The organism is Ruegeria sp. AH3, from assembly GCF_056536265.1.
On sequence record NZ_JBQFJL010000002.1, the window covers coordinates 186,157 to 199,380 of the forward strand.

Consider the following 13,224-nt stretch of genomic DNA (forward strand, 5'->3'; position numbering starts at 1 on the left):
AATTCACATTATGTGAAAAACTTTTTTTCATACTATCAATACGAATCTTCACTGTCTCTCACGAGGAGCCCGACCGATAACACGATACTTTGTAATGACAACAGTTGCTGCTGTTTTCCCATTTTCCGTCGCCGCTGAGGCTGTCCTTCAGATCAATTCGTCTCTTCCGGAGGGCTCTTTTGCGCATGTCTTCCTGCAAGAATACGAACGGCGTGTCGAAGAAGCTGCACCCGGAGAAATCGACGTACAGATCTTCATGTCAAACACGCTTGGCAAGGAAGAAGACGTGCTGCAGGGCCTGTCACTAGGCACGCACCACACCTCATTGTCTGCCTCTGCTGTGAGCCAGATCAATTCGCGCACAGCGATTTTCGATCTGCCATATCTTTTTGAAGACCGTTCCGCCGTGCAAGTTTTTGCGGCGAGCCCCGCTGGTGAAATGCTTGCCGATGGGTTCGATGGTAGCGGCATGGTGCTTGCTGCGATGTGGGACAATGGCTTTCGTCAGATCACCAATAAGGTGCGCCCGATTGTGACGCCCGATGATCTGGAAGGGTTGAAAATCCGCACCCCCACAAACAAGCAACGCGTTGAAATGTTCAACACGCTTGGCGCAAATGCAACACCGCTTTCGTTTGGCGAAGTTTATTCGGCGCTTGATCAGGGCACCATCGACGGACAGGAAAATCCGGCAAACGTGGTAGACACGGCTAAGCTGTACGAAGTGCAAGGCTATATGTCGCTATCAAACCACGTCTACCTGCCGACATTCCTTGTCTTTGGCGAACCCTATCTGGCCAGCCTCGATCCCGCGTTAAAAGAAACGCTGATGACAGTGGCAAATGAAGTTGCATCCTGGACGTTCGAATGGGGTGAAAAAACGGATACCGAAACCATCGCTGCATTGTCGGACAAGCTGGAAGTGAATGAGATCGACTTTTCTGCATTCCAAGCCGCAGCCGCGCCGCTTTATGAAAGCCCTACGTTTGTTGACGTGATTGGCGCGGACATGATCGAAGCGACCAAGACTGCTCTGGGTATCGAGTAGGCTCATGAACCACTTGGCCACGCTTATCCAAATTGGTGACAGATGGATCACCGCAGCGCTCGACGCGCTGGTCGTAGCCATGGCGGGTTTATTGCTTTTGCTTCTGAACTGGGCGGTCTTTGCCCGGTTCATCCTGAACGACAGTGTGTCCTGGGGTGAAGAGCTTCCGGCACGCATGTTGGCGGCTCTGACCTTTATCGGCGCGGCCTATCTAACCCGGACAAACGAACATTTGGGCTTTGACGCCGTATTACGCGTTTTTCCAGAAGCCTTGAAACGTGTGGTTACCATGGCCAACCTGATCCTTATGGGCGGCTTCGGAGCACTGCTGGCCTGGTATGGCGGGATTGCCGCAGAGAGTTTTGCGGGCCGGTCGCTGATCTCTATTGATCTGCCAATGATCCTGTTTCGCGGCACAATGGCGGTCGGGGGGGTGCTCATCGTGATCTTTTGCGCCGTACGCCTTGTCGGCATCATGACCGGCAGTATCCACCCTGACGATCTATTACCCGAAAGCGACGCCTGATGTTTCTTGACCCTGGCTGGATCATCCTGATTCTCCTCGTCACCCTTCTGATTGCCGGATTGCCAATCGCTTTCGTGCTTGGCGTCACGGCGGCAACCATGATCTTGCTTGATCCTGCAGTTGCACCGCAGATCATCGGGCTGATCCCCTTTGGAGGGGCCAACAACTATCTGCTGGTGGCAGCGCTGCTTTTCATGATTGCAGGCGAGATTATGAATCAGGGCAAGATCGCCGAGAAACTGATCGCCTTTGCATCGTCCCTTGTCGGACACATCCGGGGCGGGTTGGCACACGTCAATATTCTGACATCGCTCTTCTTTTCAGAAATCTCCGGCACCGCCACCTCAGATGCTGCGGCGATTGGGTCGGTAATGATCCCGCAGATGCGCAAGCGAGGATATCCGGCGGCTTTTGCTGCGGCTGTCACCTCCACATCAGCGACCATGGCGATCATAGTGCCACCATAACTGAACCTCATTCTATATGCTTATGTGGCCAATACATCGATTGCGGAACTGTTCGCTGCGGGCATTGTGCCAGGTTTGCTCGTCTGTGCGCTGCTGATGGGCACAACCTATATGTTGGCAGTCCGGCGCAACTATCCAACGGAAGGTGCGTTTTCCTTCTCACGCGTTGCAGAGACCGGTAAGGACGCGCTCATTCCGCTGACGCTGCCCGTGCTGGTCCTCGTTGGTATTCTGGGCGGGATCTTTACCGCCACCGAGGCCGGCGCCATTGCCGCGTTCTGGTCAATCGTTCTGGCCGCAGTGTTTTACCGGACAGTTCGGATCGGCACGTTGATCGACACGCTGCGAGTCGCGGGCAAACGGTCAGCAATGCTCATGTTTATCGTGGCAACCTCGACACTTCTGGGATGGTATCTAACCAACCAGCGTATTCCGCAGGATATCGCTCATGCTATTTTGGGTATTTCCGAGAATTACTGGGTGGTTCTGGCCGCTATTAACATCTTCTTCCTGCTGGCAGGCACCATCATCCACGGAACACCAGCGATCCTGATGCTGGTCCCGATTTTTCTGCCGCTTGCCGATCAGCTTGGAATCGACAGGGTGCATTTCGGTTTGATCCTCACGATTAACCTAGGGATTGGCCAGCAGACTCCCCCCGTCGCATCGGTCGTGCTGATCACCTGCGCCATTGCGAAGATTTCCATCGCGAAGATCATCCCCTCGATGCTCTGGTTCATTGGCGCGATGATCATTGCCTTGATCCTGACTAACCTATTTCCCTTCATTTCTCTCTGGCTACCGTCGGTGATCCTCTGATGCGGCTGCTGATTGTAAATCCGAATACGTCAGAAGGCGTCACCGCCAAGATCAAAGAGGCCGCAGATGCCGTGGCGTCGCCAGGTGATGTCTTCACAACTATGCCAGCTGCGTTCGGTCCGGAACTCATCGTGACGGATGCCGATACCCGCCTGGCGGTTGATGGCGTGAAAGCCGCCGTTGACGCTCATGATCAGCCATGCGACGGGATCATTCTGGCCTCTTTCGGCGATACAGGCGCCCAAGACATCCGACGCCTTCGACCCAATACGCCAGTCATTGGCATCGCCAGCGCTGCCTTCACCGCTGCCCACGCTTTAGGCGGCAATTTTGGGATCGTAACCTTCGGTGACAGAGTCGCCCCACCGCTTATTCAAAAAGTCAAAGAACTGGGCCTTACCGACGCGCTGATAGGCATCGCGTCCGTCACTGGTGGTGATCAAGGTGATCCCGGAACGGTGCAATCCCGCTTGCATGACGCCTTGAGCGCAAAATGCCGACACCTTGCCGCCCAAGGCGCGTCTTCTATCGTTCTCGGAGGAGGTCCATTGGCCGGTTTCGCCCGCAAAATCGGCCCTTCTGTTCCTGTACCTCTGATAGATGGCACACAAGCTGCAGTAGGATTAATGCGCGCCGTCACTAGCCAAACAGAAAATACGACCGTTCGCGCTTGACGTTAAAGTGCGGCAATTCTTGCACGACTATGCCGAGAACCCGTTCTATTACGCGGTCCACTCAAAATGATGCCCGCAAATGGCGAGCCCGGCGACATAGGTTGCAACGCATTATTCGAAGCTAGCGTCGTCGGCCATATGCCGTGGCTCCGGAATCTGAATCTATATCCAGCCAAGCGCTAATGGTTGAGTTTTTCACTTGCGCTTTTAAGCCGTGATGCGGTCGGTTCGAGCATGAAAATAGAACCGTTGACGTATAGTTTATATTTCGATATTTCGCGAAATATGGTAGAAGTAGTATCGAATCAACTCTCAGCTCTTGGCCACCCGCAGCGCCTGTCAGTGTTTCGCATGCTAATGCGACGTTTTCCTGACAAGGTACCTGCAGGCGAGTTGGCGTCTGAACTCGGCATCAAGGCCAGTACTCTGTCGAGCTATCTCAATGCGCTCCTAAGGGCCGGATTGGTGGCCCAGGAACGTGTCGGCACTTCTCTGCTCTATTCAGTTGATATGAAGAACGTGCAGCACATGCTCGGCTTTTTGTTGAACGATTGCTGCCGTGGTCGCCCTGATATCTGCATGCCCCTGGAGCAAGGAAAAGGCACAATGACAGATCGGAAATTCAACGTACTTTTCATCTGCGTCGGCAACTCGGCGCGTTCTATTTTTGCCGAGTCGCTGCTGCGAGATATCGCCGGAGACAGGTTCAACGTCTATTCTGCAGGAACACGCCCCTTTTCGGAACTAAACCCGTTTGCGGTGCAGGTCCTGAAAGACAAAGGACACAACACTGACGTGCTGCGATCCAAGAACGTGGCTGAGTTTTCCGGCCCGGACGCACCCCAGTTGGATTTTGTCTTCACTGTTTGCAACAAGGCTGCAAACGAGGAATGCCCTGCCTGGGACGGTCAGCCAATTAGCGGTCATTGGGGTATGGAAGATCCGGTGAAAGCCGAAGGCACTGATGCTGAAAAAAGCCTCGCATTCCAGAACGCTTACGGAGCGCTCAAGCGGCGTATTCAGGCCTTTACCTCTTTGCCGGTCGAAAGCCTTGACCGGATCGCATTGCAATCCGCCGTGGATGACATCGGCAGGACGCAACTTGAGGACGCGAAATGACGACTTACGCGGTAAACGGTCTGGGCCGGATGGGGAAACTGGCCCTGAAGCCATTGCTTGAAAAAGGTGCAAACATCGCCTGGATCAATGACGCGGTCGGTGATCCCGAGATGCATGCGCATCTGCTGGAGTTCGACACGGTGCATGGTCGCTGGGATGCAGAGTTCGCGCATGACGACAGTAGTGTGTCGATCAATGGCACACGCCTGCCCTTCGTTGGCACCAAGGATCTGACCAATCTTCTATTCGACGGCGTCGATGTCGTTATTGACTGTACCGGCGTCTTTAAGACCGAGGCGAAGCTGGCTCCTTACTTCGAAGCGGGTGTAAAAAAGGTTGTTGTCTCTGCCCCGGTCAAGGATGGCCCCACCGCCAATATTGTCATGGGCGTCAATGAGAACACTTATGACCCCGACACGCATCATATCGTGACGGCAGCGTCTTGCACTACCAACTGCCTGGCGCCAGTGGTTAAGGTGATCCACGAGAACCTTGGTATTCGTCACGGTTCGATGACCACGATCCATGACGTGACCAACACGCAAACTATCGTCGATCGCCCCGCAAAAGATTTGCGCCGCGCGCGATCGGCGCTGAATTCGTTGATCCCGACCACCACAGGTTCGGCAACGGCAATCACGCTTATCTATCCCGAACTGAAAGGCAGGCTGAACGGCCATGCCGTCCGGATTCCCTTGCTGAATGCCTCGCTGACCGATTGCGTGTTTGAGGTTGAGCGTGAAACCACTGTTGAAGAGGTCAACGCTTTCTTCAAAGCCGCCGCCGAAGGCGAGCTGAAGGGTATTCTGGGCTATGAAACCCGGCCTTTGGTATCCACCGATTACACCAATGACGCGCGGTCTTCGATCATTGATGCGCCCTCGACCATGGTGGTGAACGGAACTCAGGTGAAGATCTATGCGTGGTACGATAACGAGATGGGTTATGCTTATCGTCTGGTCGATGTTGCGCTGATGGTTGGGTCCTCGCTGTGACCGAACGGCCAGAGGGACTGTCAGCCTATATCGCAGTCACCGCGGCCTATTGGGCCTTTATGCTGACGGATGGCGCACTGCGGATGCTGGTGCTGTTGCACTTTCATACGCTGGGCTTCTCGCCGATACAGCTGGCTTATCTGTTTGTCCTTTATGAAATCGCAGGGATGGTGACGAACCTTGCGGCGGGCTGGATCGCGGCGCGCTTCGGGCTGACATCGACGCTTTATGCGGGGCTTGGGTTGCAAGTGTTGGCGCTTCTGGCTCTGACACAACTAAACCCCGACTGGGCGGTTGGTGCGTCTGTCGCCTTTGTCATGATCGTGCAAGGGGCGAGCGGAGTGGCCAAAGACCTGGCCAAGATGTCTTCGAAATCCGCTGTAAAACTGCTTGCGCCCGCAGAAGGCGGCGGGTTGTTCCGCTGGGTGGCCGTGCTGACGGGATCCAAGAACGCAGTCAAGGGTCTGGGTTTCTTGCTAGGCGCTGTCATGTTGGCCACGCTTGGATTTCAGGCGGCCATCCTGGTCATGGCGGCCGTGCTTGCGGTAATCCTGTTCGCCGTCGTTCGATTTATGCCGCCGGGCCTGCCCAAAGGGCGTAAGGGCGCGAAGTTTTCCGAGGTGTTCTCAAAATCTGCCAATGTGAACTGGTTGTCGACCGCGCGTGTCTTTCTGTTCGGTGCGCGGGATGTGTGGTTCGTCGTCGGAATCCCGATTTATTTCTACGCGGTCTTGTCCGACGGCACCGAAGTGGGCAACCGCAGCGCGTTTTTCATGATCGGCACATTCATGGCATTCTGGATCATCCTTTACGGAACAGTTCAGGCCAGCGCACCCAAAATCCTGCGCGCCACGAACCGTTCCGAAGAAGACCTGATCCGCGCTGCGCGTAACTGGGCCGTAGCACTGTTCTGCGTTCTTGCGGCTTTGACGCTGGCTGTCTGGCTGTCATCTGGTCCTGAGACCTGGCTGACGATCACGCTGGTCGTTGGTCTGCTGGTGTTCGGGGCGATCTTCGCCGTCAACTCTTCACTGCATTCCTACCTGATCCTCGCCTTCACCAAGTCCGAGCGGGTCACAATGGATGTAGGCTTTTACTATATGGCCAACGCGACAGGCCGCCTTGTCGGAACCGTTCTGTCTGGCTTCACCTATCAGATCGGCGGGCTACCCCTTGTGCTAGGCACGGCGGCTGCAATGGTTGCCTTAGCTGCGCTCATATCCGGCAAACTGCAAGACCAGACTAAAGAGGCATATTCATGAGCATCTTCGAACGTTACTTAACCGTCTGGGTCGCCCTCGCCATGGTCGCAGGTGTGCTGATCGGTCTGGCTGCACCCGGTTTAGTCGGGCTTGTGGCTTCGGCCGAGGTTGCCAGTGTCAACCTTGTCGTGGCCGTTTTGATTTGGGCCATGGTTTATCCCATGATGGTCGGAGTCGATTTCGGCGCGGTCGCAGGTGTTGCACGCCAACCGAAAGGCCTGATCGTCACACTAACAGTCAACTGGCTGATCAAACCGTTCACCATGGCCCTTCTAGCGGTACTATTCTTCGACCATGTCTTTGCGCCATGGATCGAGCCCGAAGACGCCGCGCAATATACCGCTGGCTTGATCCTGTTAGGTGCCGCGCCGTGCACCGCAATGGTCTTCGTCTGGTCGCAGCTGACCAAAGGCGACGCCACCTATACGCTAGTTCAGGTTTCGGTCAACGACCTGATCATGGTTGTTGCATTCGCGCCTATCGTCGCCTTTTTGCTAGGGGTCACCGATATCTCAGTCCCGTGGCAGACACTGGTTCTGGCCACCGTGTTATACGTCATCCTTCCCTTGATCGCCGGTCTGATCACCCGTAAGCGGCTTGGATCGTCAGAGGCCATCGACAGCTTCTCGGCCCGAGTCAAACCTTGGTCCGTAATGGGGCTGATTGCGACGGTGGTGATCCTGTTCGGTCTTCAGGGCCAGACGATTCTGTCCAAACCGATGGTCATCGTCCTGATCGCCGTCCCGATTCTGATACAAAGCTATGGGATCTTTGCCCTGGCATACGGGGCGGCCTATGCGCTGAAGGTCCCGCACCGTATCGCGGCTCCTTGCGCGATGATTGGTACCTCCAACTTTTTTGAACTGGCCGTTGCCGTCGCCATAAGCCTGTTTGGGCTGAATTCAGGCGCAGCTCTGGCGACGGTTGTAGGCGTTCTGGTTGAAGTCCCCGTAATGCTCTCGCTGGTCGCCTTCGCCAACCGAACGCGTGATCGTTTCCAACCTGCCTAAAGTCGCGATCCCTTTGGTATTCACACCTTGAAGTAAATCCGCCGCTTCTGGTCGGACTTAGGTCTTATTGACAAAAGGGGTTCACCGCCAAGAGGTATGATTCAAGCTGCCCCGGTGCCGCAACAAATCAACTGTCACGAAGTTCTTCGTCCAAATGATGGTGAAGGTGACACCTATGCGTTGTTACTCCGCACAACATGCAATACAAATTTCGCACGCAGGGGAGTCCCACCAAGGGGACTGAGAGGCTGACGGGGCATTGCCCGGCGACGCGACCCTTTGAACCTGACCCAGTTGACACTGGCGTAGGAAGCTAGGGTGCGCAGGCCGGAAACCGGGCAGGCGCTCTCCGAACAAGGGGGCTCCACGCCCTCTCGTTTCCCCAAGCCACGACTCATCTGGTGTCTTTTTGAGTTGAATTGCTTGAGGAGCACCATAATGAACGTCCCCAATCCCAAGATCACCACGGGTGAATTACCAGCGTCGCGCAAGATTTACGTGAGTGGCACGCGGCACCCTGATGTGCGCGTCCCGATGCGCGAAATCTCGGTCCATCCAACGGCCGGTGAACCGCCGCTGCCGGTCTATGACAGCTCGGGTCCCTACACTGATCCGAATGTGATTACTGATATTCGACAAGGTCTGGCCCCGTTGCGCCGAAAGTGGATCGAGGCGCGCAGCGATGTCGAGGAGTATGACGGGCGCGAGATCAAACCCGAGGATAATGGCTTTGTCGACGGGGATCGGCTGACCCCGGAATTCCCGGTCCGTCCGCGCCCGCTGCGCGCCACGGATGGCAAGGCAGTGACGCAACTGGCCTATGCCCGCGCCGGGATTATCACCCCGGAGATGGAATTTATCGCCATCCGCGAAAACCAACTGCGCGAGGCTGTGGCCGAGCAACGCGAAGGCAATGACTGGGGTGCCAACATACCAGATTATGTGACCCCGGAATTCGTGCGGGACGAGGTTGCCGCAGGCCGCGCGATCATCCCGGCCAACATCAATCATCCCGAAAGCGAACCGATGATCATCGGGCGCAATTTTCTGGTCAAGATCAACGCCAATATGGGTACTTCGGCTGTGACCTCCTCGATGGAAGAGGAGGTGGACAAGATGGTCTGGTCAATCCGTTGGGGCGCGGACACGGTGATGGACCTGTCCACCGGGCGCAACATTCACAATACCCGCGAATGGATCATCCGCAATTCACCCGTCCCGATCGGTACTGTTCCGCTCTATCAGGCGCTGGAAAAGGTGAATGGCATCGCCGAGGACCTGACCTGGGAGGTATTCCGCGACACGCTGATCGAACAGGCGGAACAGGGGGTGGACTATTTCACCATCCATGCGGGCGTTCGGCTCCATATGGTGCCGATGACTGTAAACCGCGTCACCGGTATCGTGTCCCGCGGCGGCTCGATCATGGCCAAGTGGTGCCTGCATCATCACAAGGAAAGCTTCCTCTATGAACATTTCGAAGAGATCTGCGACATCTGCCGTGCCTACGACGTATCATTCAGCCTCGGTGACGGCCTGCGGCCCGGTTCTATTGCAGACGCAAATGACGAGGCACAGTTTGCCGAACTTGAGACGCTGGGCGAACTAACCAGGATCGCTTGGGCCAAGGATTGTCAGGTGATGATCGAAGGCCCCGGCCACGTGGCCATGCACAAGATCAAGGAAAACATGGACAAGCAGTTGGAGTGCTGCCGCGAAGCGCCCTTTTATACGCTTGGCCCCCTGACTACAGACATCGCGCCGGGCTATGATCACATCACCAGCGGCATTGGCGCGGCGATGATCGGCTGGTTCGGCTGCGCGATGCTCTGCTATGTCACGCCCAAGGAGCATCTGGGCCTGCCCGACCGGGATGACGTGAAAACCGGCGTGATCACCTATAAGATTGCCGCCCATGCGGCCGATCTGGCCAAAGGCCTGCCGGGTGCGCAACGTCGCGACGATGCCCTGTCCCGCGCCCGGTTCGAGTTCCGCTGGGAGGATCAGTTCAACCTGTCGCTGGACCCGGACACCGCACGTGAATTCCACGATCAAACCCTGCCCAAACAGGCGCACAAGGTGGCGCATTTCTGTTCCATGTGCGGGCCGAAATTTTGCTCAATGCGGATCAGCCACGACATTCGGTCTGAGGCGCAGAAGGAAGGAATGGAGGCAATGGCCGCGCGGTTCCGTGAAGGTGGTGACCTCTACATACCTGTGGAACCCAAACAGAGCTGACAAATGTCACCGGAGCTGAATTCCGGCTCCGGTGATACCTGCACGATTGCAGCGTATTTTGCTCATGTCGTGCAAACAGACGTTTTCTCACTTATCTCAGCACGGGGTACTTCGCTTGATTGTCGGGCCTATAAGACCTGTTCGCCCTAACCACGGTTGACGCATGTGCGTGATGATATGGCTCCACCAGGTATCTACGGCTGCGATCTTGTGCCCTGTCAGATCAGAAACGTGGACAAACTTGGAAAATAGCTCAGCAGAACTAGAACTGCGGCCACTGCGATCAAAAACGGCCAGAGCGATTTCAGAATCGCACCTGGCGTGGTTCCGCTCATGGAAGATGCAATATAAAGACCTATGCCGACAGGCGGCGTCAAAAGCCCGAGCACGAGGTTCAGGCAGGCTACGACCCCGAACTGATAGGGGCTGATGTCATAAGAGCCGGTCGCGATGGGCAGCAGGATGGGCGTGATCAGGATGATCGCGGCGATACCGTCGATGACCATGCCGATCAACAGAAGCGCCACGTTGACGATCAAAAGGAACATGAAGGGATCCGAAGTGATCAATGTGATCAGATCAGCCAGTTTCTGCGGCAATTCTTCATAGATGATGACCCAACCAAAGACGCTGGCCGCTGCGATCATGAACAGGATCATCGACGCATTTGAGGCTGTCCGCCTGAACATCTCGCCCAATTTTTGCGGGTCAAGATCACGGTAGACCAGCCAGCCGATAAGAAAGGCTATAAGCGAAGCAACGGCGGCGGATTCCGTTGGTGTTGCGATGCCCAGCAGGATGCCCCCGATGATGGACACCGGTACCAGCATCGCTGGCAGAGCCTGAAGCAATGCGCGTACGGCTTCGCTGCGCGACATCCACTCGCCTTTTGGAAACTGCTGCGACCAGCCGATTAGCGTTATCACCAGCGCAAAGCACAGTGCCAGCAGAAGCCCGGGAATGATTCCGGCAATAAACATTTGCCCGATGGGGATCTGGGCCAGAACGCCAAAGATGACAAACATCATCGAAGGCGGAATGACGGGGGCCAGAAGCCCCCCTGCCGCCGTTGTTGCTGCGGCAAACCCCTCATCATAGCCTTCGTCTTTCATGGCGGGCACCATTGCGCGCGACATCACCGCGATCTGAGCAGTGGCCGAGCCGATGATCGCAGCCATGAACATATTGGCCAGCAGGTTGATATAGGCCAACCCTCCGCGAAACCCGCCAACAAAGACACGTGCCAGCGCGACAAGGCGGCGGGTCATGCCACCTTCGTTCATCAATTCACCGGTCAGCATAAACAGCGGAATGGCCAGCAGGCCATAATTTTCCAGCCCTCCGAACATCTTCTGGGCAAAGCTGTCGAAAAGAACCGTGTTGCCGCTTTCCCAGACATACCAGACCGCGGTGATTGCAAGCACAATGGCAACGGGCACGGACAGCAGCAACGCTACCAGAAAAAGTACAGCGCTCATGCTGCGTCCTCTGTCTGTGCCGCTGACAAAAGATGCGTCGTTGAATGCAGCGTCGCGCCAAGGGCAAAGAGCCACATTACCAGCCAAAACAGATATTTCGGCAAGCCTAGCGTCAGCGTTGGTTCAGCATAGATGAAGTTGAAAGTGCTGCCCTGAAACTTCACCGTGTCGAATCCGGCACTGGCAAGATCGGCGGGCAGAAACCATCGCCAGCAGAACCACAGCATCGCCAGCGAAAAGGCGAAGACGATGACATCGACACATTTGCGGATCACACGACGCCATCGATGGGACGCGACATCGGACAGGATCGTAATCGAAACCGAGCTGCGATAGTGCAACGCGGCCGAGGCGCCAAGAAAAGTCATCCAGACCATGGCATAGATCGCCAGTTCGTCGACCCAGAACAACGCTTGCCCAACATTGCGGGTAGCAACATTCAGAAGGATCAATAGCGTCACGCAGACCGCCAGCAAAGCTGCGGCCTGCAACTCGATCCGCGCCCAAGCGGCTGACACACGATACAACATGGCCCCTTCCCCACGAAAAAAGGGCGCGAGCGTACTCGCGCCCAGTTCACTGCCTGTATTGAACCTTACTCGGTTTCTGCTGCCGTTGCGCGCAAAGCTTCAAGCGACGAGGTTTTTTCGGACCAGGTGGCATTCCATTCGTCAATCGCATCGCCAAAGAACGAGGCATCCACTTTGGTGTAGGTCTTGCCCGTGCCTGCGATCTGCTCCAGCCAGCCTGCTTCGTTGGCGACATAGCTGTCGATGGTGCTGTCCACATGTTTGGCCATCAGATCGCCGATCATGGCGCGATCCTCATCTGATAGCCCGGCCCAGACCTTGGCGGACACAAGGCCGACCATCGGGAACATCATATGATCCGACTGCACGATGGTATCAGCGTGATCATAGTATTTCAGGACCCAGATCAGTTCCGCATCCATGTCAATGGCATCGACCTGACCATTGGCCAGTGCATCATAGACTGCGGGAAGGGGCATCGGGGTCGGCGCGGCACCAACAGCGTTGTAGAAATCCAGAATCGGCGTGAAAGGCGTGATTCGCAATTTCAGCCCGGCAAGATCCTCCGCAGAGCCGATTTCCCCACGACTGACGATCTGGCGCAGACCTGCCATGCCATAGCCGACACCGACGACCCCCACCTGCCCGGGCAGCGGTTCAAGCATGGATTTGGCCGTGTCTGAGCGAAGAATGCGGCCCGCATGGCCGATATCATTGGCTAGGTAGGGTGCATAAAACGCTCCAAGCTCGGGCGCCCGGTTCGAAACCTCGGCGACCGTCATGAAGGCCATATCAAGCGCACCGGTTTGCAACTGCTGCAGCATCTCGGCCTCATTGCCCAACTGGCGGGCCGGAAAGACGGAAACACTGTGTGCACCACCCGAGGTGTCGGCCAGCTCAGCGCCGAAGGCTTCGGCGGCCTTGGTCCAGATATGTGGGGGCGGAGTGATCAGCCCCAGTCGAAATTCTTCGGCCTTCACGGCAACGGATGACGCGGCCACGAGGGCTGCCGAGGTAATAATCTTGGCGAAGTGTTTCATCGTTTTCCCTGTCTTTTT

11 protein-coding genes and 1 pseudogene are annotated in these 13,224 nt (G+C 56.1%); 9 read left to right on the plus strand and 3 right to left on the minus strand.

What is annotated here, in order from left to right; all coding sequences use genetic code 11:
- Positions 1-94: 94 nt before the first annotated feature.
- The 9 genes and pseudogenes from ACR3EM_RS18450 to thiC all read left to right on the plus strand — a co-directional run bounded on the left by ACR3EM_RS18450 (position 95) and on the right by thiC (position 10,158).
- Positions 95-1,048, plus strand: a complete 954-nt coding sequence (locus ACR3EM_RS18450) for a TRAP transporter substrate-binding protein (protein ID WP_480472100.1) — start codon at positions 95-97, stop codon at positions 1,046-1,048.
- Positions 1,049-1,052: 4 nt separating this feature from the next.
- Positions 1,053-1,574, plus strand: coding sequence for a TRAP transporter small permease (locus tag ACR3EM_RS18455; RefSeq protein WP_480472101.1), 522 nt, complete (start codon positions 1,053-1,055; stop codon positions 1,572-1,574).
- Positions 1,574-2,860: pseudogene (locus ACR3EM_RS18460) on the plus strand (TRAP transporter large permease). The gene ACR3EM_RS18455 and the pseudogene ACR3EM_RS18460 overlap by 1 nt, the downstream one beginning before the upstream one ends.
- Positions 2,860-3,534: an aspartate/glutamate racemase family protein gene (locus ACR3EM_RS18465; protein ID WP_480472102.1), complete on the plus strand. Its 675-nt coding sequence runs from the start codon at positions 2,860-2,862 to the stop codon at positions 3,532-3,534. The pseudogene ACR3EM_RS18460 and the gene ACR3EM_RS18465 overlap by 1 nt, the downstream one beginning before the upstream one ends.
- 285 nt (positions 3,535-3,819) lie before the next feature.
- Positions 3,820-4,653: an arsenate reductase/protein-tyrosine-phosphatase family protein gene (locus ACR3EM_RS18470; protein ID WP_480472900.1), complete on the plus strand. Its 834-nt coding sequence runs from the start codon at positions 3,820-3,822 to the stop codon at positions 4,651-4,653.
- Positions 4,650-5,648: an ArsJ-associated glyceraldehyde-3-phosphate dehydrogenase gene (locus ACR3EM_RS18475; protein WP_480472103.1), complete on the plus strand. Its 999-nt coding sequence runs from the start codon at positions 4,650-4,652 to the stop codon at positions 5,646-5,648. Before ACR3EM_RS18470 ends, ACR3EM_RS18475 begins: the two co-directional genes overlap by 4 nt.
- The gene (arsJ, locus tag ACR3EM_RS18480; RefSeq protein WP_480472104.1) at positions 5,645-6,910 is read left to right on the plus strand and encodes an organoarsenical effux MFS transporter ArsJ; all 1,266 of its coding nucleotides are present in this window, start codon (positions 5,645-5,647) and stop codon (positions 6,908-6,910) included. The genes ACR3EM_RS18475 and arsJ overlap by 4 nt, the downstream gene beginning before the upstream one ends.
- The gene (arsB, locus tag ACR3EM_RS18485) at positions 6,907-7,920 is read left to right on the plus strand and encodes an ACR3 family arsenite efflux transporter (RefSeq protein WP_480472105.1); all 1,014 of its coding nucleotides are present in this window, start codon (positions 6,907-6,909) and stop codon (positions 7,918-7,920) included. Before arsJ ends, arsB begins: the two co-directional genes overlap by 4 nt.
- 438 nt (positions 7,921-8,358) lie before the next feature.
- Positions 8,359-10,158 (plus strand): phosphomethylpyrimidine synthase ThiC, encoded by a 1,800-nt coding sequence (gene thiC / locus ACR3EM_RS18490; RefSeq protein ID WP_480472106.1) that lies wholly within the window; start codon positions 8,359-8,361, stop codon positions 10,156-10,158.
- 218 nt (positions 10,159-10,376) lie between these two features.
- Here the strand turns inward: thiC and ACR3EM_RS18495 are convergent, their stop codons facing one another.
- The 3 genes from ACR3EM_RS18495 to ACR3EM_RS18505 all read right to left on the minus strand — a co-directional run bounded on the left by ACR3EM_RS18495 (position 10,377) and on the right by ACR3EM_RS18505 (position 13,206).
- A complete protein-coding gene (locus ACR3EM_RS18495) occupies positions 10,377-11,636 on the minus strand; it encodes a TRAP transporter large permease (RefSeq protein WP_480472107.1) in 1,260 nt (419 codons plus the stop codon).
- Positions 11,633-12,166, minus strand: a complete 534-nt coding sequence (locus tag ACR3EM_RS18500) for a TRAP transporter small permease (RefSeq protein ID WP_480472108.1) — start codon at positions 12,164-12,166, stop codon at positions 11,633-11,635. The genes ACR3EM_RS18495 and ACR3EM_RS18500 overlap by 4 nt, the downstream gene beginning before the upstream one ends.
- Before the next feature lie 65 nt (positions 12,167-12,231).
- Complete coding sequence (locus ACR3EM_RS18505; protein WP_480472109.1) at positions 12,232-13,206, minus strand: TRAP transporter substrate-binding protein; 975 nt, start codon at positions 13,204-13,206, stop codon at positions 12,232-12,234.
- Positions 13,207-13,224: the final 18 nt, after the last annotated feature.

What these genes read in the sequence shown, in the direction of transcription:
- ACR3EM_RS18505 (WP_480472109.1), bottom strand. Translation starts at nt 13,206, where the DNA reads ATGAAACACTTCGCCAAGATTATTACCTCGGCAGCCCTCGTGGCCGCG.
- ACR3EM_RS18450 (WP_480472100.1), top strand. Translation starts at nt 95, where the DNA reads ATGACAACAGTTGCTGCTGTTTTCCCATTTTCCGTCGCCGCTGAGGCT.
- ACR3EM_RS18465 (WP_480472102.1), top strand. Translation starts at nt 2,860, where the DNA reads ATGCGGCTGCTGATTGTAAATCCGAATACGTCAGAAGGCGTCACCGCC.
- ACR3EM_RS18455 (WP_480472101.1), top strand. Translation starts at nt 1,053, where the DNA reads ATGAACCACTTGGCCACGCTTATCCAAATTGGTGACAGATGGATCACC.
- ACR3EM_RS18500 (WP_480472108.1), bottom strand. Translation starts at nt 12,166, where the DNA reads ATGTTGTATCGTGTGTCAGCCGCTTGGGCGCGGATCGAGTTGCAGGCC.
- ACR3EM_RS18470 (WP_480472900.1), top strand. Translation starts at nt 3,820, where the DNA reads ATGGTAGAAGTAGTATCGAATCAACTCTCAGCTCTTGGCCACCCGCAG.
- ACR3EM_RS18495 (WP_480472107.1), bottom strand. Translation starts at nt 11,636, where the DNA reads ATGAGCGCTGTACTTTTTCTGGTAGCGTTGCTGCTGTCCGTGCCCGTT.
- arsB (WP_480472105.1), top strand. Translation starts at nt 6,907, where the DNA reads ATGAGCATCTTCGAACGTTACTTAACCGTCTGGGTCGCCCTCGCCATG.
- thiC (WP_480472106.1), top strand. Translation starts at nt 8,359, where the DNA reads ATGAACGTCCCCAATCCCAAGATCACCACGGGTGAATTACCAGCGTCG.
- ACR3EM_RS18475 (WP_480472103.1), top strand. Translation starts at nt 4,650, where the DNA reads ATGACGACTTACGCGGTAAACGGTCTGGGCCGGATGGGGAAACTGGCC.